The following is a 22,102-nucleotide window of genomic DNA, read 5'->3' on the forward strand; positions in this document are numbered from 1 at the left end:
CCACAAAAGCAGCATTAGTCTTACATTCGTTTGACATTCGAAATGTTTTCGTTTTAACTCCTCATGCTTTCGCAACTGCGCAGAATTGTGCAATGCGAAATGGGAGGGGAGCTTGGACGGCAACGTGATCCGCGATATTTTTGTTATCGGTGGCGGCATCAATGGCTGCGGCATTGCACGCGATGCTGCGGGCCGTGGGTATTCGGTCGTGCTTGCCGAGATGAAGGACTTTGCGTCCGGTACGTCTTCCGCCTCGACCAAGCTCATTCATGGCGGCCTGCGCTATCTCGAACACTATGAATTCCGTCTGGTGCGCGAAGCGTTGATGGAGCGCGAAGTGCTCTGGGCTATGGCTCCGAACGTCATCTGGCCGATGCGTTTCGTGCTGCCGTTCCAGAAGGGCGGGCCGCGTCCGGCCTGGCTCATCCGCCTCGGCCTGTTCCTCTATGACTATATCGGCGGCCGCAAGCTTTTGCCGGCAACCCGCACGGTGGACCTCGCAAAGGACCCCGCCGGCGGCCCGCTCAAGAAACTCTTCCGCAAGGCTTTCGAATATTCCGACGGCTGGGTCGACGATGCACGCCTCGTCGTGCTGAATGCGCGTGACGCCGCCGATCGCGGCGCCGACATCCGCACCGGCACCAAGGTCGTGACCGCGCGTCGCGAAAACGGCCATTGGAATGTCGAGACGGAGAATGTCGAGACCGGCGCCCGCGAGACGTTTCGCGCTCGCATGCTGGTGAATGCCGCAGGCCCTTGGGTCGACAAGGTTCTGTCCTCCGCCTTCGGCCGCAACGATGTGCACAATGTCCGCCTCGTGCAGGGCAGCCATATCGTCGTGAAGAAGAAATTCTCCGATCCGCGCGCCTACTTCTTCCAGAACCCGGATGGGCGTATCATCTTCGCCATTCCCTATCAGGAAGAGTTCACGCTGATTGGCACGACCGACCGGGACTATCAGGGCGATCCCCGAGATGTTCGCATCAGCGACGCGGAAATCGACTATCTTTGTGCTTCGGCGAGCGAATATTTCGCCGAGCCGGTGACGCGCGAGGATATCGTCTGGACCTATTCCGGCGTGCGGCCGCTCTTCGACGACGGCGCCAGCAAGGCGCAGGAAGCCACGCGTGATTACGTGCTGAAGATCGAGGGTGGCGATGGCCAGGCGCCGTTGCTCAACATCTTTGGCGGCAAGCTCACCACCTACCGGCGTCTCGCCGAATCGGCGCTGGAGAAGATTTCGGAATCGATCGGCGCGAAGGGCGACCGTTGGACCGCGCAGTCCCGGCTGCCCGGCGGGGACTTCAAGGTCGATGGTTTCGATGCCGAGGTGAAGGCGCTTTCATCGCGTTTTGCCTTTCTGGCGCCCGCCCATGCCCGCCGGCTTGTCCGGCTCTACGGTACAAGGGCGATGGCAATGCTGGACGGTGCGAAGACGATCGACGATCTTGGACGGCATTTCGGCAGCGACCTTTACGAGTGCGAAGTGCGCTGGCTGATGAAGGAAGAATGGGCCCGGCACGCGGAGGACGTGCTGTGGCGGCGGACCAAACGCGGATTGCATCTCTCGGCTGCGGAAGCGGCTGCGCTAGAGGACTACATGGTGGCCGCGCAGGCGGCTCCCCACTAGCGCCCTTTATCCGGTGGCTGGGAGGAACATTGGAGACTATGAATGCTTGAACTCAGAAACATCGCGAAGGTGGTGGGGGCGGAGACGCATATCCACCCGACCAACCTCGTGCTCGAGCGTGGCTCGCTCAACGTGCTGCTCGGCCCGACGCTGTCTGGCAAGACATCACTGATGCGGCTGATGGCAGGTCTCGACAAGCCGACCGCCGGCTCCGTCTGGTTCGACGGCAAGGATGTCACCGGCGTGCGCGTGCAGGAGCGCGGCGTCGCCATGGTCTACCAGCAATTCATCAATTACCCGGCGCTGACCGTCTACGAGAACATCGCCTCGCCGATGCGCATCAAGGGTGCGGACAAGGCGACGATCGACCGTGAAGTGCGCAAGGCGGCCGATCTGCTGAAGCTGACGCCCTATCTCGACCGCACGCCGCTCAATCTTTCCGGCGGCCAGCAGCAGCGCACAGCGCTCGCCCGCGCCATCGTCAAGAATGCCAGCCTCGTCCTGCTCGACGAGCCGCTCGCCAATCTCGACTACAAACTGCGCGAGGAGCTGCGCCTCGAACTGCCAAAGATCTTTGCCGCATCTGGCGCGATCTTCGTCTATGCGACGACCGAACCCTCTGAGGCTCTGCTGCTCGGCGGCAACACGGCGACGCTGTCGCAGGGCCGCATCACCCAGTTTGGCCGCACCATCGACGTCTATCGTCACCCGAGCGATCTCGTCACGGCGCGCACCTTCGCAGACCCGCCGCTGAACACCATGCAGGTTCTGAAGAACGGCGGAAACTTCGAAGTGGGCGGCAAGCCAGTACTGCCGGTACCGGTGCATCTTGCCGCATTGCCGGACGGCCCCTGCACCATCGCCTTCCATCCGCATCACCTGGCGTTGACGAGCCGGCATCCGACCTCGGCAAGTCTTCAGGTGCGCACCGCGATCTCTGAAATCGCCGGTTCGGAAAGCTTTATCTACATCGAATTCGAGGGCAGCCGCTGGGTCATGCTCTCGCCGGGCATCCACGACATCGAGCCGGACGCGATCATCACTGTCCATGTCGACACGCGCCACCTGATGGCGTTCGGCACGGACGGCAGGACGATCGCCGAACCGGCCGCCGCGGCGGCTTGAGGAGGAGACCATGGCACGCATCACCCTCGATCACATTCGCCACGCCTACGGCGAAAAGCCGAAGTCGGAAGCGGACTATTCGCTGAAGGAAGTCCATCACGAGTGGAACGATGGCGGCGCCTACGCGCTGCTCGGCCCCTCGGGCTGCGGCAAGACCACGCTGCTCAACATTATCTCGGGCCTGTTGCAGCCGTCGGAAGGCCGCATCCTGTTCGACGGCAAGGATGTGACGTACCTGTCGACGCAGCAGCGCAACATCGCGCAGGTCTTCCAGTTCCCGGTCATCTACGACACGATGACGGTCTACGACAACCTGGCCTTCCCCTTGCGCAACCGCGGCGTTGCGGAACCGGAAGTCGACCGCCGGGTGCGCGAAATCCTCGAGATGATCGATCTTTCGAGCTGGGCGAAGAAGACGGCTCGCGGCCTCACCGCCGACCAGAAGCAGAAGATCTCGCTTGGCCGCGGCCTCGTGCGCAACGACGTCAACGCCATCCTGTTCGACGAGCCGCTGACCGTCATCGACCCGCATATGAAGTGGGTACTGCGCTCACAGCTGAAGAAGCTGCACCGCCAGTTCGGCTTCACCATGGTCTATGTCACGCACGACCAGACCGAAGCGCTCACCTTCGCCGACAAGGTCGTCGTCATGTATGACGGCCAGATCGTGCAGATCGGCACGCCGGCCGAACTCTTCGAGAAGCCGAGCCACACCTTTGTCGGCTACTTCATCGGCTCGCCGGGCATGAATGTGCTGCCGGCCGCCATCGACGGCAGCAGCATCAAGGTTGGCGAGCAGACGCTTGACCTCGGCTACAAGCCGCAGATCGCCGCCGGCGCCAAGACCGAACTCGGCATCCGCCCGGAATTCATCGCGCTGTCGCGTGACGGCATGCCTGTCTCGATCAACAAGGTCGAGGACATCGGCCGGCAGAAGATTGTGCGCGCCGAATTCGCCGGCAAGCCGATCGCCATCGTCGTGCCGGAGGACGGAGAGATTCCGGCTGATCCGCGCGTGACCTTCGATCCGACCGCCATCAACATCTACGCCGATTCTTGGCGTGTCGGCAGGGAGGGCTGACGATGAACAAGACCTGGAACAACAAGGCCTGGTTCATGGTCCTGCCCGTCCTGCTGCTCGTCGCCTTCTCGGCGGTGATCCCGCTGATGACGGTGGTGAACTATTCGGTCCAGGACACGTTCGGCAACAACCAGTTCTTCTGGAACGGCGTCGGCTGGTTTTCCGACGTTCTGGAATCCGACCGCTTCTGGCAGGCGCTCGGGCGCAATCTGCTGTTCTCCGGCATCATTCTGACGATCGAGATTCCGCTCGGTATCCTGATTGCGCTGAACATGCCGAAGAAGGGTCTCGGCGTACCGGTCTGCCTGGTGTTGATGGCGCTGCCGCTTCTCATTCCGTGGAACGTCGTCGGCACCATCTGGCAGGTTTTTGGTCGCGTCGATATCGGCCTGCTCGGCCGCACGCTCGATGCGCTCGGTATCAGCTACAACTACGTAAACAACGTCTTTGACGCCTGGATGACGCTCATCGTCATGGACGTCTGGCACTGGACGAGCCTCGTCGTGCTCTTGTGCTATGCCGGTCTCGTCTCGATCCCGGAGGCCTATTACCAGGCCGCCAAGATCGACGGCGCGTCGCGCTGGGCCGTGTTCCGCTACATCCAGCTGCCGAAGATGAAGCGCGTGCTGCTGATCGCCTTCCTGCTGCGCTTCATGGACAGTTTCATGATCTATACCGAGCCCTTCGTCATCACCGGCGGCGGTCCCGGCAACTCGACGACATTCCTGTCGATCGACCTCGTCAAGATGGCGATCGGCCAGTTCGACCTCGGCCCCGCCGCGGCAATGTCCATCATCTACTTCCTGATCATCCTGCTGCTGTCGTGGATCTTCTACACGGTCATGACCAGCAGCGACGAACAGGCGTGAGGGAGGAAACCATGACCTCACAGGCAACCACTGCAAACACCATCCAGACGAGCGTTGCTAGCAGCGCCGGCAGCCGGGCTGGCGCCAACAGCAAGCGCAGCCTGTCCTGGCTGGTTCCGACGCTCTATATCGTCTTTCTGATGCTGCCGATCTATTGGCTCGTCAACATGAGCTTCAAGACGAATGCGGAGATCACCGGGGCGTTCTCGCTCTGGCCGGTCAACCCGACGCTCCGCAACTACACCGTAATCTTCACCGATCCGGCCTGGTATTCCGGCTATATCAACTCGATCATCTACGTGGTCTTGAACACGCTGATCTCGGTCTCGGTAGCGCTGCCGGCGGCCTACGCCTTCTCGCGCTACCGGTTCCTCGGCGACAAGCACCTGTTCTTCTGGCTCTTGACCAATCGCATGGCGCCGCCGGCCGTCTTCGCGCTGCCGTTCTTCCAGCTCTATTCGGCCTTCGGCCTGATCGACACGCATATTGCCGTTGCGATCGCGCATTGCCTGTTCAACGTGCCGCTTGCCGTGTGGATCCTCGAAGGCTTCATGTCGGGCGTGCCGAAGGAGATCGATGAGACCGCCTATATCGACGGTTATTCGTTCCCCAAATTCTTCGCCAAGATCTTCGTGCCGCTGATCGCGTCCGGCATCGGTGTCGCCGCCTTCTTCTGTTTCATGTTCTCCTGGGTCGAACTCCTGATCGCCCGAACGCTGACGACGACGGATGCCAAGCCGATCGCCGCCACGATGACGCGCACGGTCTCGGCCTCGGGCATGGACTGGGGCGTGCTCGCCGCTGCCGGCGTGCTGACCATCATCCCCGGCGCGCTCGTCATCTACTTCGTTCGCAATTACATCGCCAAGGGCTTTGCCCTGGGGAGGGTCTGATGACTGCCATCGTCAATCGCAACACGCGCTGGCCCGTCGCACTCGCTGCCGTGCTCGTCCTCTATGTCGTCATCGCCGGCGCCCTGTTCCTCGGGCTTCCGGTCAAGGACGGCGAGCGCGACTTCTTCGCGCCGCTGATCACCGGCGGCTGGATGGCCTGGTCGTTCCCGACGGCGATGTTCTTCCTGACGATCTTCACGCTGATCGCGCTGATGGGCGTCTGGGAATATGCCAGCCCCGGCGGCAATCCGCGCGTCGGCATCCTGCGCTTCGAGACGACCCGCGGCGACCGGCTGTTCGTGTCGCTGCTCGGCTCGGCGTTCATTCATCTCGCATGGTTGGGGCTGATCGGCGCCAACCTGTGGTGGGCTCTTGCCTTGTCCGTGGTCTACGCCATCGGCGTGTTCCGCTTCGTCTAGGCAATCGGGAAGGGAGGCCCCGGGGAGAAATGGGGTCTTCATCGCATGCAATCGCAAAACCCTAAGGGAGGATCAATATGCGAAAGCAACTTCTGACGACGACGGCGGCCATGCTGCTGGCGTTTACCGGTTCCGCATTTGCGGACATGGATGCTGCCAAGAAGTTCCTGGACGCGGAAATCGGCGACATGTCCTCGCTCGACCGCACCGCCCAGGAAGCGGAAATGCAGTGGTTCGTCGACGCAGCCAAGCCGTTTGCCGGCATGGAAATCAAGGTCGTCTCCGAAACGATCACCACGCATGAATACGAATCGAAGGTGCTGGCTCCGGCCTTTACCGCGATCACCGGCATCAAGATCACCCACGACCTGATCGGTGAGGGCGATGTCGTCGAAAAGCTTCAGACCCAGATGCAGTCGGGCGAAAACGTCTATGACGCCTATGTCAACGATTCCGACCTCATCGGCACGCACTGGCGCTACCAGCAGGCCCGTTCGCTCACCAAGTGGATGGCCAACGAAGGCAAGGACGTCACCAATCCGGGTCTCGACCTCGAGGACTTCATCGGCCTGAAGTTCACCACCGCTCCGGATGGCGACCTCTACCAGCTGCCCGACCAGCAGTTCGCGAACCTCTATTGGTTCCGCTATGACTGGTTCAACGACGAGAAGAACAAGGCCGACTTCAAGGCGAAGTACGGCTACGACCTCGGCGTTCCGGTCAACTGGTCCGCTTACGAGGACATCGCCGAGTTCTTCACCGGCCGCGAGATCGACGGCAAGAAGGTCTATGGCCACATGGACTACGGCAAGAAGGACCCGTCGCTCGGCTGGCGCTTCACCGACGCCTGGCTGTCGATGGCCGGCAACGGCGACAAGGGCCTGCCGAACGGTCTGCCGGTCGACGAATGGGGCATCAAGGTCGACGAGAAGTCGCGTCCGGTCGGCTCGTGCGTTGCGCGCGGCGGCGACACCAACGGCCCGGCTTCGGTCTATGCCATCCAGAAGTATCTCGACTGGCTGAAGGCTTATGCACCGGCCTCCGCCCAGGGCATGACCTTCTCGGAATCCGGCCCGGTTCCCTCGCAGGGCGAGATCGCCCAGCAGATGTTCACGTATACGGCGTTCACCGCCGACTTCGTGAAGGATGGTCTGCCGGTCGTCAACGCGGACGGCACGCCGAAGTGGCGTTTCGCGCCGTCGCCGCATGGCGTCTACTGGAAGGACGGCATGAAGCTCGGTTACCAGGATGTGGGTTCCTGGACGCTTCTGAAGTCCACCCCGGACGACCGCGCCAAGGCCGCCTGGCTCTATGCGCAGTTCGTGGTCTCCAAGACGGTTGACGTCAAGAAGAGCCATACCGGCCTGACGCTCATCCGCGAATCCTCGATCGCTCATCCGTCGTTTACGGAACGCGCACCCAAGCTCGGTGGTCTGATCGAGTTCTACCGTTCGCCGGCCCGCGTGCAGTGGTCGCCGACCGGTACGAACATCCCGGACTATCCGAAGCTGGCCCAGCTGTGGTGGCAGGCGATCGGCGATGCGTCGTCGGGTGCCAAGACCGCACAGGAAGCGATGGACTCGCTGTGCGCCGAGCAAGAAAAGGTGCTTGAACGCCTCGAGCGCGCCGGCGTCCAGGGCGATATCGGCCCGAAGCTCGCCGAAGAGCATGATCTTGAGTACTGGAACAAGGATGCCGCCGCAAAGGGCAACCTTGCTCCGCAGCTCAAGATCGAGAACGAGAAGGAAAAGCCGCTCACCGTCAACTATGACGAACTCGTCAAGAGCTGGCAGAAGTAACGCAAGACGGTAAGCGGGCGTTCGCGCGCCCGCAACCACCATCATCCGATCCCCTTGCCCGCGTGCCGAAAGGTGCGCGGGCCTTTTTGTCTCAGCCGAGCTTTTTCACCCAGAGCGTATCGATGATGGCGGGGAACATGGTCTCCAGCATGTCGGCTTCGCTGCCGCCGCACGCGTCGATGCGCGCGAGTTTCTTGTCGAGCGTCAGGTGGGCAAATCCATGCGCCGTCGACCAGATGCCGATCAGCATGGCCTCGCCCTCCGCATCGAGTTCGGCGCCTTCGGGCTGTCCACGAATGGCCAGCACGGTTTTTTCCAGCGCATCCCACGCCTGTCCGGTCGCCTGTTCCAGCGACGGCTGCTCCTTCACCAGGAGGTCGTGGCGGAACATCAGGTGGAAGCGGCCGGGAAAATCCACGGCGAAGCGCACATAGGCAACACCCTGGGCCTTGAGGCGATCGGCGGCTGTCCCCGTTTCGCCCGCCCTGGCCAGGCGATTGGCGAGCTCCTGGTAGCCGAGTGCTGCAACTTCCGTCAGCAGGCCTGCCGTGCCGCCGAAATGATGGGATGGGGCTGCCGGCGAGACGCCGGCGCGGCGCGCGGTTTCGCGCAGCGTAAATCCCTCCAGGCCCCGTTCGGCCAGAAGCGCATCGGCAGCCCTGATCAGCGCGTCACGCAGGTCGCCGTGGTGATAGCCGCGTTCGGCGGTCTTTTTCTCGTTCATCGTCGGTCTCACGCGATTGTTATCTTTACAGTGTAAAGATTATGCGCTAGCAGAATGTAAACACTGTTCAGATTTGTCCGAGGTATCATAATGCGCACAGACGGCATGGCAACCACGGATCGCGAGGCCGGTACCAAACCGTGGACGCTCTCCGATATGCCTGAGCAGGCCGGGCGATTTGCGGTCGTTACCGGGGCCAACAGCGGCCTCGGCTTTTTGACGGCGCGGGAATTGGCGAAGAAGGGCGCGCGGGTCCTGATGACCGCGCGTGACGAGGGCAGGGGGCAGCTGGCGCTGGCCCGTATCCGCACCGAGCTACCCGATGCAGCGGTCGAGCTGCGGCGGCTCGATCTTGCCGACCTCGACGACGTGTCTGCCTTCGCCGATACGGTCCTCGCCGACGGTCGGCCGCTCGATCTCCTGATCAACAATGCCGGCGTCATGATGCCGCCGCACGGACTGACGCGGCAGGGGCACGAGACCCAGTTCGGCGTCAATCACCTCGCCCATTTTGCCCTGACGTTGCGGCTTCTGCCATTGCTTTCCGCATCGAGCAATGCGCGGGTGGTGACCGTGAGTTCGGAACTGCATCGCCGCGGGCGCATCCATTTCGAGGACCTGACAGGCGAAAAAAGCTACGGCCGCATGGCCTTCTACGCCCAGTCGAAATTCGCCAATGCGCTGTTTGCGCTGGAACTCGACCGGCGCGTGAAGGCGGCCGGCCTGCCGATCATCAGCCTTCTCGCCCATCCCGGCTATTCCGATACCAATCTCCAGACCAACGCGACCTCCGGCGTGCTGCGCCTCTTCATGCGCATCGGCAACCGGTTCCTCGCGCAGAATGCCGAGCAGGGTGTGCTGAACCAGCTCTATGCGGCCACCGCCGCGGGACTTTTCGGCGGCGAATTCATCGGCCCGGATGGTTTTCGCGAGATGCGCGGTTCGCCGTCCCTGGTGCATCCGCTGCCCGCAGCGACCGATCCCGAGCTTGCCGCAAGGTTCTGGCGGCTTTCCGAAGACCTGACCCATTTGACCTTCCCTGCGAGACCGGAGCGCGTACAATGACCGAACTGACGATGGATGGCTGCCATTTCTTCCGAGCGTGGATCCGCGATCCGCTGCGGGTCGCTTCGATCACGCCGTCGGGCAAGGCGCTGGCGGACCTTATCGTGCGCGAAATCGGACCGGAAACGGGTCGTGTCATCGAATTCGGCCCGGGCACTGGCGTTTTCACACGCGCATTGCTGCGGCGCGGCGTTGCGGAGGAGGACATCCTGCTCGTCGAGAAGGGGGCGGAATTTGCAGCCCTCCTCCAGCAGCGTTTCCCGAAGGCGAAGATCGCCTGCATCGATGCGACGGATGTCGCGCGGTTCTGCCCGGAGGCGGCGGGCGGCGCCATCAGCGGCCTGCCGCTGCTCTCGATGCGACCGCAGACGGTTCATGCGATCCTCGAGGGCACCTTTGCCCGGCTTGGCGCGGGCGCGGCGCTCTATCAGTTCACCTATGGCCTTCGGTGCCCGGTGCCGCGCGCCGTGCTCGACAGTCTCGGATTGTCGGCAGTCAGGGTCGGCGGCACGCTGCGCAATGTGCCGCCCGCCTTCGTTTACCGGATCGGCCGCAAGGGCTGAGCGTGCCGCCCAAATCTTTTGCCGGATTCCATGCATTGCACACCGCGGGGTCTTCCGCTAAGAGACCCCGCGGTTTCTCCCGCGCGCTCGCGCGTATATATGGAATAGCGGTATACACTCATGGCACGCATCGTGATGAAATTCGGCGGAACGTCCGTCGCTGACCTCGACCGTATCCACAATGTGGCCCGCCATGTGAAACGTGAAGTCACTGCCGGCCACGAGGTGGCCGTTGTCGTTTCCGCCATGTCCGGCAAGACGAACGAACTCGTCGGCTGGGTGCAGGGCATGCCCAAGGTTACGGGCGCCAATTCGCCCTTCTACGATGCGCGCGAATACGATGCCATCGTCGCCTCCGGCGAACTGGTGACGGCCGGGCTTCTGGCCATCGCGCTCCAGTCGATGGATATCAATGCGCGCTCCTGGCAGGGCTGGCAGATCCCGATCAAGACCGACAGCGCACATGGTGCGGCCCGCATTCTCGATATCGACGGCACGGAAATCATCCGCCGCATGGCCGAGGGCCAGGTTGCCGTCGTCGCCGGCTTCCAGGGGCTTGGCCCGGACAACCGCGTCGCCACGCTCGGTCGTGGTGGCTCGGACACGTCTGCCGTCGCCATTGCCGCTGCCGTCAAGGCGGACCGCTGCGATATCTATACCGACGTCGATGGCGTCTACACGACCGACCCGCGCATCGAGCCGAAGGCCCGCCGCCTGAAGAAGATCGCCTTCGAGGAAATGCTCGAAATGGCGTCCCTCGGCGCCAAGGTACTGCAGGTGCGCTCGGTCGAGCTCGCCATGGTGCACAAGGTGCGCACCTTCGTTCGCTCCTCTTTCGAGGACCCCGATGCGCCGGGCATGGGCGATCTTCTGAACCCGCCCGGTACGCTGATTTGTGATGAGGATGAGATCGTGGAACAGGAAGTCGTAACCGGCATCGCCTATGCCAAGGATGAAGCGCAGATCTCGCTCCGCCGCGTCGCCGACCGGCCGGGTGTTTCGGCCGCGATCTTCGGCCCGCTTGCCGAATCCCATATCAATGTCGACATGATCGTCCAGAACATTTCCGAGGACGGCTCGAAGACCGACATGACCTTCACCGTGCCGTCCGGTGACATGGAGAAGGCGCTCAGGGTTCTCGAAGGCGCCAAGGAACAGGTCGGTTTCGACGTGATCCAGCACGAGACAGGCCTCGTAAAGGTCTCTGTCATCGGCATCGGCATGCGCAGCCATGCGGGTGTCGCAGCTTCCGCCTTCCGGGCGCTGGCTGACAAGGGCATCAACATCAAGGCGATCACCACCTCCGAGATCAAGATTTCCATCCTGATCGACGGTGCCTATGCCGAACTCGCTGTTCGGACTTTGCATTCCGTCTACGGTCTCGATAAGAAGTAATGACCAGCCGAGTCGGCGCCGATCTTGTGATCGCCAGCGCAGACAAGCGCTGGTGAGGTAACGTCATTTTCGGGAGACGCCACGCGATGAGAGATCTCTCCGCGGGTCCGCGCGTTCTTCTCAAGCGGCTACGCGAACTGATGGCGGAGCCGCTCGAGCCACAGGAGCGCCTTGACCAGATCGTGCGCCAGATCGCGCAGAACATGGTCGCGGAAGTGTGCTCGGTCTATGTGCTGCGCTCCGACGGTGTCCTTGAACTCTATGCGACCGAAGGTCTCAATCCCGGCGCCGTTCACCTGGCCCAGCTCAAAATGGGCCAGGGCCTCGTCGGCACGATTGCCGCATCCGCCCGGCCGCTGAACCTTTCCGACGCCCAGTCCCATCCCGCCTTCACCTATCTGCCGGAAACGGGCGAGGAGATCTACCACTCCTTCCTCGGCGTTCCTATCTTGCGAACCGGCAGGGCGCTCGGCGTGCTTGTCGTGCAGAACAAGGCGAGCCGCACCTACCGCGAAGACGAGGTGGAGGCGCTCGAAACGACAGCGATGGTGATTGCGGAAATGGTGGCGACCGGCGAGCTGAAGAAGCTCACCAAGCCCGGCCTCGAGCTGGACCTGTCGCGCCCCGTTTCGATCGAGGGTTCGAGCTTTGGCGAGGGCATCGGCCTTGGCTATGTCGTGCTGCACGAGCCACGCATCGTCGTCACCAACCTGCTCAACGAGGATTCCGAACACGAACTCGGTCGACTGGCCGAAGCGCTCGGCTCGCTGCGCATCTCGATCGACGACATGCTGTCGCGCCGCGAAATTTCGATGGAGGGCGAGCATCGCGAGGTGCTGGAAACCTACCGCATGTTCGCGCATGACCGCGGCTGGGTCAGAAAGCTCGAAGAGGCGATCCGCAACGGCCTGACGGCGGAAGCGGCGGTCGAACGCGTGCAGAGCGAGACCAAGGCGCGCATGATCCGCCTGACGGATCCCTATCTGCGCGAGCGCATGCATGATTTCGACGACCTGGCCAACCGCCTGCTGCGGCAGCTGACCGGCTACGGCGCGAAACTCTCCGCCAGCAACTTCCCGAACGATGCGATCGTCGTCGCCCGTGCCATGGGCGCTGCGGAACTGCTCGATTATCCGCGTGAGAATGTGCGCGGCCTCGTGCTGGAAGATGGCGCCGTTACCAGCCATGTGGTGATCGTGGCACGCGCCATGGGCATTCCGGTGGTTGGCCAGGCGGCGGGCGCGGTGGCGCTTGCTGAAAATGGCGATCCGATCATCGTCGACGGCGAGGACGGACGCATACACTTGCGGCCGTTGCAGGATCTTCAGCGCTCCTATGAGGAGAAGGTCCGTTTCCGGGCCCGCCGGCAGGAGCAGTACCGTGCGCTGCGCGCCGTCGAACCGGTGACGCGGGACGGACAGGCGATCAATCTGCAGATGAATGCCGGTCTGCTGGTCGACCTGCCGCATCTCAACGAATCAGGTGCCTCCGGCATCGGCCTGTTCCGCACCGAGCTGCAGTTCATGATCGCCTCGACCATGCCGAAGGCGGAGGAGCAGGAAGCGTTCTACCGCAATGTCCTGAAGCAGGCAGGCGGCCGTCCGGTGACGTTCCGTACGCTCGATATCGGCGGCGACAAGGTCGTGCCCTATTTCCGCGCGGCGGAGGAAGAAAACCCCGCGCTCGGCTGGCGGGCCATCCGCCTGTCGCTCGATCGCCCGGGCCTGCTGCGCACCCAGCTGCGCGCCATGCTGCGCGCCGCGGCGGGCGCCGATCTGCGCATGATGCTGCCGATGGTGACCGAGGTTTCCGAGCTGAAGGAGGTTCGTGACCTTCTCCAGAAGGAAATCCAGCGCCAGTCGAAGCTCGGCGAACAGCTGCCGAAGAAGCTGCAATTCGGCGCGATGCTGGAAGTGCCGGCGCTGCTGTGGCAGCTCGACGAGCTGATGGCCGAGGTCGATTTCGTTTCCGTCGGCTCGAACGATCTCTTCCAGTTCGCGATGGCGGTCGACCGCGGCAATGCCCGCGTCTCCGATCGCTTCGACACGCTTGGCCGCCCGTTCCTGCGTATCCTGCGCGATATCGTGCGCGCCGGCGTGCGCAACGATACGTCCGTGACGCTGTGCGGCGAAATGGCGAGCAAGCCGATCTCCGCCATGGCGCTGCTTGGCATCGGTTTCCGCTCCGTTTCCATGTCGCCGGCGGCGATCGGTCCGGTGAAGTCGATGCTGCTGTCGCTTGATGCCGCAAAACTCGAAGCGGTGCTGATGCCGGCGTTGGACGATTTGAAGCCGACGGCTTCGATCCGCCAGATTCTCACCGATTTCGCGGCTGAGAACGGCATCCCGTTTTAAAGATTTGATTGGAGTTTGAACGGTGGCGAAGCTTCCCGTTGAAAAGATGCGTGAACTCGAACGCCGTTTCGGCGAGATCGAGGCGCGTATGTCGGCGGGTCCAGATTCGGAGACCTATGTGCGTCTAGCCTCGGAATATTCCGAGCTTCAGCCGGTCGTGACGAAGATCCGCGAGTACCAGAAGGTGAGCGGCGAGATTGCCGACCTCGAGGTGCTGCTCGACGACAAGACGACCGACCGCGAGATGCGCGATCTTGCGGACATGGAACTGCCGGAGCTGAAGGAGCGTCTTGAGGGGCTGGAAAAGGAGATGCAGATCCTGCTTCTCCCCAAGGATGCCGCCGACGAAAAGAGCGCGATCCTCGAAATCCGAGCCGGCACGGGCGGCTCCGAAGCCGCACTCTTCGCCGGCGACCTTTTCCGCATGTACGAGCGCTATGCCGCGGCCAATGGCTGGAAGGTCGAGGTTCTGTCGTCGAGCGAGGGCGAGGCCGGCGGTTTCAAGGAAATCATCGCGACGATCACCGGCCGCGGCGTTTTCGCCAAGCTGAAGTTCGAATCGGGCGTGCACCGCGTCCAGCGCGTTCCGGAAACGGAAGCGAGTGGACGTATCCATACGTCGGCGGCGACGGTTGCCGTGCTGCCGGAGGCGGAGGAGATCGACATCGAAATCCGGCCGGAAGACATTCGTATCGACACGATGCGCTCGTCCGGCGCCGGCGGCCAGCACGTCAACACGACGGACTCGGCCGTGCGTATCACGCACCTGCCGACGGGCCTGATCGTCACGAGCTCGGAGAAATCGCAGCACCAGAACCGCGCCAAGGCGATGCAGGTTCTGCGTTCACGGCTCTACGACATCGAGCGCCAGCGCGCGGACAACGAACGCTCCGCCGACCGCAAGAGCCAGGTTGGTTCGGGGGATCGCTCGGAGCGCATCCGCACCTACAATTTCCCGCAGGGCCGCGTGACCGACCACCGCATCAACCTGACGCTCTACAAGCTCGATCGGATGATGATCGGCGAGATCGATGAAATCGTCGATGCGCTGGTCGCCGACTATCAGGCCGGTCAATTGGCGCAGCTTGGCGAACAGGGCCGATGAGCGGCAACACGCTCGCCGAGGTGCTGTTGGCGGCGCGCCGTCGACTGTCCGAAGCGGGCGTCAATGATGCCGCCGGAGATGCGCGGGCCTTGATCATGGGCCTGCTTGCTTTGACATCGACGTCTTTCATAACCGAAGGCGGCCGGATACTCGATCGGGCGGAACGGCAGGTGATCGATGATGCTATCGAACGGCGCATCAGGCGTGAGCCGGTGCACCGCATCCTCGGCCACCGGGCTTTCTCGCGGCTAGACCTCGCGCTTTCGTCCGAAACGCTGGAGCCAAGGCCGGATACCGAAATCCTCGTCGATACGCTCGTGCCGCATGCACAGCGCATCCTTGCCGAGACGGGCCGCTGCCGTATCCTGGATCTCGGCACGGGAACGGGTGCGATCTGTCTCGCGCTGCTCGACCTGGTGCCGGGCGCGAGCGGCGTTGGGGCCGATCTTTCAGCTGGCGCCCTTGAAACGGCAAAGCGCAATGCCGAACTAAATGGGGTCGCCGACCGCTTTGAGACAATTGAGAGCGACTGGTTTGCCGCCATAGCCGGCGCGTTCGACATCATCGTGTCAAATCCGCCCTATATCGTCCGTTCGGTGGTCGGAACGCTGGACGATGAAGTCCGGCTCTACGATCCGATACTGGCGCTGGATGGCGGCGAAGATGGGCTCGATGCCTACCGTGCCATTGCCGCCGGGGCGGGCGATCATCTTCGGGAAAACGGCCTGGTGGCTTACGAAATCGGTTACGACCAGAAGGATCAGGTCACCGCGATCATGCGCGAAAACGGTTTTGCGCGGATTGCGGCGGTCGAGGATCTTGGCGGCAACGATCGCGTCCTCGTCTTTTCAAAAGCGGTCTTACTGTAAGCTTTTCTGCGGCAGCGCAGCAAATTCCGCAGCCGCAAAGAAAAGGCTTGGAATTGTGAAGGAAGCGGGATACGTTGCGGGCACGCACTGGGCAAGAGGTCATAGCACAGAGATTCGTTGCTGCATGACCCGATCTCGAGGGTTTCTCTCTCTGAAGAGTTGCTAGGATTGAAGACTGCCCTGTGCGGGTACCTGTTAATTTGACGTCTTACGGCGACAGGACCACCGACCGGCGTGGTTTGCCCGCGGGTAAGGATGCTTGATCTGGCGTGTCCCGATCAAGCGTGCAGACACATGATCATCAAGACACGATACGTTAGGTGAGTGACATATGAGGCCAGGACAGCAAAACAAGCGCGGCCGCGGGCGTAATAACAACAATAACAATAACAATAACAACAGCACTAGCAGCAATCACAACAATCAGCGGAAGGGCGGAAATCCCCTGACGCGGACCTATGACAGTTCAGGTCCGGATGTGAAGATCAGGGGCACCGCCCAGCACATCGCGGAAAAGTACTCGACGCTTGCCCGGGATGCCCAGAGTGCTGGCGACCGCGTGATTGCGGAGAACTATCTCCAGCACGCCGAGCACTACAACCGCATCATCGCCGCCGCACAGGCGCAGATGCAGGAGCGCTTCCCGCGCGATGAACGGTCCGACAACACCGACCGCAATGACTATAATGATCGGGACGGATACGACCGCGATCAGGACGAAGTCGATTCGACGGCCGTTGATGAGCCGGCACCCGTTGCCGTTGTTGCCCAGGTGGCCGCCCCGGTCGAACAGCCCGTCATCGATGGTTCCGGCCCGCAGCCGGTGATCGAAGGCACGCCGGCCGAAGTCTCGCTCGAAGAGGAAGCGGCTGCTCCCGCCGGCCGCGCACCGCGCCGCCGCACTGCGGCACGCCCGCGTCGTCCGCGCCGTGGCGAAGCCGCTGCCGAAGGCGGCGATGCGCAGCCCGCCGGCGAAGATGCTCCGGCGCTCGAAGCGTCGGAATAACACCTTCTGCCATGCATCGAAGAACCCGGCCTTGAGCCGGGTTCTTGCGTTTTGGAAGGTGTGCCGCGAAAAATCGCCATGCGCGGTTCAAGCCTCCCTTTAATTTGGAAAATCCCTCCACCATATTCCCATCAGGCGGTTGCCTGGTCACAGACCAAGGCACCGCACGCATGAAAGGTTCGCCTTGATGGGAGCCTTATCCTAATCGTCGACCGGTGCCTTGAAGGGCCGGCCGAGTACTGGAGGTAGATGATGAACATTGAAAAATACTCCGAGCGCGTCCGCGGATTCCTGCAATCCGCCCAGACGAAGGCGCTTGCGGACGGCCATCCGCAATTCACGCCGGAACACGTTCTGAAGGTGCTGCTCGATGACGAGCAGGGCATGGCTGCATCCCTGATCGAACGGGCCGGTGGCAGCGCACGCGACGCGCGCACCGCCAACGACGCCGCCCTTGCCAAGCAGCCGAAAACCACCGGCGGCAATGGGCAGGTCTATCTTTCGCAGCCGCTCGCCAAGGTCTTCTCGACCGCCGAAGACGCTGCCAAGAAGGCCGGCGACAGTTTTGTCACCGTGGAGCGCCTGCTTTTGGCACTCGCGATCGAAAAATCCGCAGCAACGTCCGAGATCCTGGCGAAGGCCGGTATCACGCCGACCAAGCTCAACCAGGTCATCAACGATATCCGCAAGGGCCGCACCGCCGATACGGCAAGCGCCGAGCAGGGTTTCGATTCGCTGAAGAAATTCGCCCGTGACCTGACGGCCGATGCGCGCGAAGGCCGCCTCGACCCGGTGATCGGCCGCGATGATGAAATCCGTCGCACGATCCAGGTGCTGTCGCGCCGCACGAAGAACAACCCGGTTCTCATCGGTGAGCCCGGCGTAGGCAAGACGGCGATCGCCGAGGGCCTGGCGCTGCGCATCGTCAATGGCGACGTGCCGGAGAGCCTAAAAGACAAGACGCTGATGGCGCTCGACATGGGTGCGCTGATCGCCGGTGCGAAATATCGCGGTGAATTCGAGGAACGCCTCAAGGCCGTGCTTACCGAAGTGCAGGCGGAAGACGGCGAGATCATCCTGTTCATCGACGAGATGCACACGCTGGTCGGCGCCGGCAAGGCGGAAGGGGCGATGGACGCCTCCAACCTCCTGAAGCCCGCGCTTGCCCGTGGCGAACTGCACTGCGTCGGCGCGACCACGCTCGATGAATACCGCAAGCATGTCGAGAAGGACGCAGCCCTTGCCCGCCGGTTCCAGCCCGTCATGGTGGAAGAACCGACCGTCGAGGACACGATCTCGATCCTGCGTGGACTGAAGGAGAAGTACGAGCAGCACCACAAGGTCCGCATCGCCGATGCGGCGATCGTTGCTGCCGCGACGCTCTCCAACCGCTACATCACTGATCGCTTCCTGCCGGACAAGGCCATCGACCTGATGGATGAAGCCGCCGCGCGGTTGCGTATGCAGGTGGATTCCAAGCCGGAAGAGCTCGACGAACTCGATCGTCGCATCATCCAGCTGAAGATCGAGCGCGAGGCCCTGAAGAAGGAAACCGACCGCTCGTCGCAGGATCGGCTCGAAAAGCTCGAACTCGACCTTACCGCGCTTGAAGAGCAGGCCGATGCGCTGACTGTGCGCTGGCAGGCGGAAAAGTCGAAGCTCGGCCGCGCCGCCGACCTGAAGCGCCAGCTTGACGAGCTGCGCAACGAACTGGCCATTGCCCAGCGCAAGGGCGAGTTCCAGCGCGCCGGCGAGCTTGCCTACGGGATCATTCCGAAGCTCGAAAAGGAGCTGGAGGACGCCGAAGGCCGCGATGCCGGTGACGTCGATCCGATGGTGCAGGAAGTCGTGACGGCTGACAACATCGCCCATATCGTGTCGCGCTGGACCGGTATTCCGGTCGACAAGATGCTGGAAGGCGAGCGCGACAAGCTGTTGCGCATGGAAGACGAGCTCGCGAAATGGGTCGTCGGCCAGGGCGACGCCGTTCAGGCGGTCTCCCGTGCCGTCCGCCGGTCGCGTGCCGGCCTTCAGGATCCGCATCGGCCGATCGGCTCGTTCATCTTCCTCGGCCCGACCGGCGTCGGCAAGACGGAGCTGACCAAGGCGCTCGCCCGCTTCCTGTTCGATGACGAGACGGCGATCCAGCGCATGGATATGTCGGAATACATGGAGAAGCACTCCGTGGCCCGGCTGATCGGTGCGCCTCCAGGCTATGTCGGTTATGAGGAAGGCGGTGCGCTGACCGAATCCGTCCGCCGCCGGCCCTACCAGGTCGTGCTGTTCGACGAGATCGAAAAGGCGCATCCGGATGTCTTCAACGTACTGCTGCAGGTTCTCGATGACGGTCGCCTGACCGATGGCCAGGGCCGCACCGTGGACTTCCGCAACACGATGATCATCATGACTTCGAACCTCGGTGCCGAATATCTGACGGCGCTCGGCGAGAACGAGGACAGTGACAGTGTTCGCGACCAGGTGATGGATGTCGTCAAGATGGCCTTCCGGCCGGAGTTCCTGAACCGGGTCGACGAGATCATCCTGTTCCACCGTCTCAAGCGGTCGGAAATGGGCGCCATCGTCGCCATCCAGCTGGAGCGCCTGCGCAAGCTGTTGGTGGATCGCAAGATCGCTCTCGATCTCGACGAGGATGCCGTGCATTGGCTGGCCGAGAAGGGGTACGATCCGGTCTATGGTGCGCGTCCGCTCAAGCGGGCGATCCAGAAGCACCTTCAGGATCCGTTGGCAGAGAAGATCCTCTCCGGCGATATTCCGGACGGTTCGAACGTCAAGGTAACCGCCGGGTCCGACCGGCTGCTCTTCTCGCCGCGCACGGCGACGGTAAGCAAGGCCGCCTAAGGCCGGTCACTGACCTAAGAAAAAGCAAAGCGCGGGTCTCGGCCCGCGCTTTTTGTTTCCGTCAATCTGAAGCGAAGCGGTCAGTGTGTCTCGGCGACTTCCGTCGATCCTTCGCCGCGGCCCAAGAGGTCGTCGATACGCTTGCGTTCGATCTCGAACTGCGCAAGGGCCTTGCCTTCGAGCGACTTGCCGCCGGGCAGTCGGATTTTCAGTGCGTCCACCTTGTTGCCGTTGACAATCAGCTCGTAGTGCAGGTGCGGGCCGGTTGAAAGGCCGGTCGTGCCGACGAAGCCGATGACCTGGCCCTGGCGCACTTTTACCCCCGGCTTGACGCCTTTGGCGATCGCGCTCTGGTGATTGTAGGACGAGACATAGCCGTTGGCATGGCGGATCAGCGTCTGGTTGCCGTAGCCGCCGGAATCCCAGCCTGCCTTTTCGACCACGCCATTGCCGGCGGCGATGATCGGCGTGCCGCGGGGGGCTGCCCAGTCGACGCCGGTATGCATGCGCGAGAAGCCGAGGATCGGGTGGCGCCGCATGCCGAAGCCGGACCGGAACGTGCCGTTCGGGACCGGATTGCGCAGCAGGAACTGCCGGATGCTCTTGCCGTCCTGGTCGTAATAGTCGACCGCACCGTCTTCCGCATTCTGGAAGCGGTAGACGCGGGTTTCCGTGTCGCCGAACTTGGCGTCCAGGAAGAGAATTTCGGACTCCTCCGTCGCCGTGCCCTTTTCATCGGTGACGGAGAAGAAAGCTTCAAGCGTATCGCTCGGGCGAAGCTGTGCCTGGAAATCGACATTGCTGGCGAGGATGCGAATGACCTCCGCCGTCATGTCCTTGCCCATGCCGTAGGACAGCGCCGCGCGATAGATGCCGTCATAGACACGCGGCAGATCGCGTCCGGCGATGATTGCGGGGCGGCCATCGTCGTCGAAGGCCGTCGCCACGGCATCGAGCACCGGTGGTTCGGCGCCGCTGACGAACCGGCCGCTATCATCGAGGGCTGCCGTCATCACATGGTGGCCGCGCGAATAGACGCTGGCCCGAACGATGCTCGCTTCCTTGCCCTTCTGCGAAATGCAGATGCGCAGCACGTCGCCTTCGGCAAGTTCGTTGCTGCCGAGTTGACCTTCGAGATAGGCGGAAAGGTCGTCGGCCTGTGCTTTGGTGTAACCGGCGGCCGTCATGATCTCGCCGATTTCGGCGGCGCGACGCACGGGGATCACGTCGTCGGCATATTCCGTGTCGTCGGGGGTCAGCGTATCGAAGGTCGATACACTCATGTTTTCCTCGACGATGCGCGCCGTCAGTCCCTGCAACAGGTCGAGTTCGGAGGAATCGGACGCGAAGCGCTGTGGATCGACATAGGACAGCGAGGCGACCTGCGAGTTGCCGTCCGTCAGCACCGAACCGTTGGTGCGGACATTCTCCTCGACTTCCTCGATCGACATCTGGTCGGCATAGTCGAGTGCCGAGCCACCGGTCGGGAAGGCATCGGTCTGGAGTGCGACTTCCGATTCCACGTCGGAACCATAGATCGTGCCCATGCGCGAGGCGGGGGCGGCATCCTTGCCATTGGTGGAGAAGATCGCCAGCGGATCGAAGCGCGGATAGTCGTCACCCGTCGCGTGGTTTGCGGCAAGCGCCATCTTCACATGGGCGAAGGGTTGGCGGCGCACCACTTCTTTTTCGCCGTCATGGATCATGGTGGAGATTTCCATGATCTTCTTGTCGGCGGGCTTTGCGACGATCGACGTCTCGATGACGCGCTCGCCGCGCTTTGCGCTTTCGCCGGCCTTGTTCGGGGTGGCGAGTGCTGCAAAGGCCTCTGCCGGAATGGCGAGCTGCTGGCGTCCATCGAGCGCGGCGAAGAGGGCGACGCCCATAAGGATGGAAGAGGTGATGCCGGTGAGAAAGGTGCCGGAGAGCCAGCGCAGGGAGATTTCGCGACGGTCGGGCGCCTTGCGCCCGTCGGCGAGGATCGGGGGTTCATTGCCGAGGGATCGGATCATGTTCCGGGAAGTGGTCATGCCGATTGCGCTTCACCCTGTCGTGCTGGTTTTTGTTGTTAGCGCGCGACCATGCACGCACGAGGGCATGCGAGTCAAATCACGCGGGTTCCATCATCCCTCTAGACGTGCGGAATGTGAAATTCTGAGGGCAAGCACGGCTATTTGCTGCTCGCTTTGCCTGAAAGCCCCGGAAATCCGGGGGAAATGAAAGGGCATGACGCTTTTCCGAAGAAATTTTCAAAAAAATGTCACATGGCCTGTTGACGTGTCCGCATGGGTGGGCTTATAACCCGCTCATCGAACGAGAGCGGCGGCGCTTCTGGCGGCCAACGAA

The 22,102-nt window shown here is 62.5% G+C and carries 17 protein-coding genes; 15 read left to right on the forward strand and 2 right to left on the reverse strand.

From position 1 onward, the window contains the following. The first annotated feature begins 112 nt into the window (after nt 1–112). From glpD to AC1RT2_RS28780, 7 genes are all read left to right on the forward strand, one after another. Nucleotides 113–1,630, forward strand: a complete 1,518-nt coding sequence (gene glpD / locus AC1RT2_RS28750) for a glycerol-3-phosphate dehydrogenase (RefSeq protein WP_493107451.1) — start codon at nt 113–115, stop codon at nt 1,628–1,630. Nucleotides 1,631–1,672: 42 nt separating this feature from the next. Then, nucleotides 1,673–2,755 (forward strand): ABC transporter ATP-binding protein, encoded by a 1,083-nt coding sequence (locus tag AC1RT2_RS28755; protein WP_493107453.1) that lies wholly within the window; start codon nt 1,673–1,675, stop codon nt 2,753–2,755. Between the two features lie 10 nt (nt 2,756–2,765). Continuing rightward, the gene (locus AC1RT2_RS28760; RefSeq protein ID WP_493107455.1) at nt 2,766–3,836 is read left to right on the forward strand and encodes an ABC transporter ATP-binding protein; all 1,071 of its coding nucleotides are present in this window, start codon (nt 2,766–2,768) and stop codon (nt 3,834–3,836) included. A gap of 2 nt (nt 3,837–3,838) precedes the next feature. Next, a complete protein-coding gene (locus AC1RT2_RS28765; protein ID WP_069060895.1) occupies nt 3,839–4,705 on the forward strand; it encodes a carbohydrate ABC transporter permease in 867 nt (288 codons plus the stop codon). Nucleotides 4,706–4,716: 11 nt separating this feature from the next. After that, complete coding sequence (locus AC1RT2_RS28770; RefSeq protein WP_083242943.1) at nt 4,717–5,598, forward strand: carbohydrate ABC transporter permease; 882 nt, start codon at nt 4,717–4,719, stop codon at nt 5,596–5,598. Further along, the gene (locus AC1RT2_RS28775) at nt 5,598–6,017 is read left to right on the forward strand and encodes a DUF2160 domain-containing protein (protein ID WP_083242944.1); all 420 of its coding nucleotides are present in this window, start codon (nt 5,598–5,600) and stop codon (nt 6,015–6,017) included. Before AC1RT2_RS28770 ends, AC1RT2_RS28775 begins: the two co-directional genes overlap by 1 nt. A gap of 77 nt (nt 6,018–6,094) precedes the next feature. After that, a complete protein-coding gene (locus AC1RT2_RS28780; RefSeq protein WP_493107458.1) occupies nt 6,095–7,816 on the forward strand; it encodes an ABC transporter substrate-binding protein in 1,722 nt (573 codons plus the stop codon). A gap of 91 nt (nt 7,817–7,907) precedes the next feature. Here the strand turns inward: AC1RT2_RS28780 and AC1RT2_RS28785 are convergent, their stop codons facing one another. Further along, a complete protein-coding gene (locus AC1RT2_RS28785; RefSeq protein ID WP_493107460.1) occupies nt 7,908–8,540 on the reverse strand; it encodes a TetR/AcrR family transcriptional regulator in 633 nt (210 codons plus the stop codon). 105 nt (nt 8,541–8,645) lie between these two features. On the opposite strand from AC1RT2_RS28785, the gene AC1RT2_RS28790 reads away from it, so the two are divergent. The 8 genes from AC1RT2_RS28790 (at nt 8,646) to clpB (ending at nt 19,756) form a co-directional block, all read left to right on the forward strand. After that, entirely contained in the window at nt 8,646–9,605 is a 960-nt protein-coding gene (locus AC1RT2_RS28790; RefSeq protein ID WP_493107462.1) for an oxidoreductase, read from the forward strand. Next, nucleotides 9,602–10,168, forward strand: coding sequence for a class I SAM-dependent methyltransferase (locus AC1RT2_RS28795; RefSeq protein ID WP_493107464.1), 567 nt, complete (start codon nt 9,602–9,604; stop codon nt 10,166–10,168). Before AC1RT2_RS28790 ends, AC1RT2_RS28795 begins: the two co-directional genes overlap by 4 nt. 120 nt (nt 10,169–10,288) lie before the next feature. Continuing rightward, nucleotides 10,289–11,563, forward strand: coding sequence for an aspartate kinase (locus tag AC1RT2_RS28800; protein WP_069060900.1), 1,275 nt, complete (start codon nt 10,289–10,291; stop codon nt 11,561–11,563). An 86-nt stretch (nt 11,564–11,649) separates the two neighbouring features. Then, complete coding sequence (gene ptsP, locus AC1RT2_RS28805; RefSeq protein WP_069060901.1) at nt 11,650–13,917, forward strand: phosphoenolpyruvate--protein phosphotransferase; 2,268 nt, start codon at nt 11,650–11,652, stop codon at nt 13,915–13,917. Nucleotides 13,918–13,939: 22 nt separating this feature from the next. Next, the gene (gene prfA, locus AC1RT2_RS28810; RefSeq protein WP_493107467.1) at nt 13,940–15,022 is read left to right on the forward strand and encodes a peptide chain release factor 1; all 1,083 of its coding nucleotides are present in this window, start codon (nt 13,940–13,942) and stop codon (nt 15,020–15,022) included. Next, on the forward strand, nt 15,019–15,891 hold the full coding sequence (gene prmC, locus AC1RT2_RS28815) for a peptide chain release factor N(5)-glutamine methyltransferase (RefSeq protein ID WP_493107469.1): 873 nt from the start codon (nt 15,019–15,021) through the stop codon (nt 15,889–15,891). Before prfA ends, prmC begins: the two co-directional genes overlap by 4 nt. Nucleotides 15,892–16,222: 331 nt before the next feature. Beyond that, on the forward strand, nt 16,223–16,897 hold the full coding sequence (locus AC1RT2_RS28820) for a DUF4167 domain-containing protein (RefSeq protein WP_493107471.1): 675 nt from the start codon (nt 16,223–16,225) through the stop codon (nt 16,895–16,897). 252 nt (nt 16,898–17,149) lie between these two features. Next, entirely contained in the window at nt 17,150–19,756 is a 2,607-nt protein-coding gene (clpB, locus tag AC1RT2_RS28825) for an ATP-dependent chaperone ClpB (RefSeq protein WP_493107473.1), read from the forward strand. Nucleotides 19,757–19,836: 80 nt separating this feature from the next. On the opposite strand, the gene AC1RT2_RS28830 is transcribed toward clpB, so the two are convergent. Further along, nucleotides 19,837–21,786: a M23 family metallopeptidase gene (locus tag AC1RT2_RS28830; protein WP_493107475.1), complete on the reverse strand. Its 1,950-nt coding sequence runs from the start codon at nt 21,784–21,786 to the stop codon at nt 19,837–19,839. Nucleotides 21,787–22,102 lie beyond the last annotated feature (316 nt).

Source organism: Shinella sp. GW821-FHT11G07, from assembly GCF_058808115.1.

What these genes read in the sequence shown, in the direction of transcription:
- AC1RT2_RS28830 (WP_493107475.1), bottom strand. Translation starts at nt 21,786, where the DNA reads ATGACCACTTCCCGGAACATGATCCGATCCCTCGGCAATGAACCCCCG.
- AC1RT2_RS28795 (WP_493107464.1), top strand. Translation starts at nt 9,602, where the DNA reads ATGACCGAACTGACGATGGATGGCTGCCATTTCTTCCGAGCGTGGATC.
- AC1RT2_RS28790 (WP_493107462.1), top strand. Translation starts at nt 8,646, where the DNA reads ATGGCAACCACGGATCGCGAGGCCGGTACCAAACCGTGGACGCTCTCC.
- AC1RT2_RS28775 (WP_083242944.1), top strand. Translation starts at nt 5,598, where the DNA reads ATGACTGCCATCGTCAATCGCAACACGCGCTGGCCCGTCGCACTCGCT.
- AC1RT2_RS28760 (WP_493107455.1), top strand. Translation starts at nt 2,766, where the DNA reads ATGGCACGCATCACCCTCGATCACATTCGCCACGCCTACGGCGAAAAG.
- AC1RT2_RS28785 (WP_493107460.1), bottom strand. Translation starts at nt 8,540, where the DNA reads ATGAACGAGAAAAAGACCGCCGAACGCGGCTATCACCACGGCGACCTG.
- AC1RT2_RS28780 (WP_493107458.1), top strand. Translation starts at nt 6,095, where the DNA reads ATGCGAAAGCAACTTCTGACGACGACGGCGGCCATGCTGCTGGCGTTT.
- clpB (WP_493107473.1), top strand. Translation starts at nt 17,150, where the DNA reads ATGAACATTGAAAAATACTCCGAGCGCGTCCGCGGATTCCTGCAATCC.
- AC1RT2_RS28800 (WP_069060900.1), top strand. Translation starts at nt 10,289, where the DNA reads ATGGCACGCATCGTGATGAAATTCGGCGGAACGTCCGTCGCTGACCTC.
- AC1RT2_RS28770 (WP_083242943.1), top strand. Translation starts at nt 4,717, where the DNA reads ATGACCTCACAGGCAACCACTGCAAACACCATCCAGACGAGCGTTGCT.
- AC1RT2_RS28765 (WP_069060895.1), top strand. Translation starts at nt 3,839, where the DNA reads ATGAACAAGACCTGGAACAACAAGGCCTGGTTCATGGTCCTGCCCGTC.
- ptsP (WP_069060901.1), top strand. Translation starts at nt 11,650, where the DNA reads ATGAGAGATCTCTCCGCGGGTCCGCGCGTTCTTCTCAAGCGGCTACGC.
- AC1RT2_RS28755 (WP_493107453.1), top strand. Translation starts at nt 1,673, where the DNA reads ATGCTTGAACTCAGAAACATCGCGAAGGTGGTGGGGGCGGAGACGCAT.
- prmC (WP_493107469.1), top strand. Translation starts at nt 15,019, where the DNA reads ATGAGCGGCAACACGCTCGCCGAGGTGCTGTTGGCGGCGCGCCGTCGA.
- AC1RT2_RS28820 (WP_493107471.1), top strand. Translation starts at nt 16,223, where the DNA reads ATGAGGCCAGGACAGCAAAACAAGCGCGGCCGCGGGCGTAATAACAAC.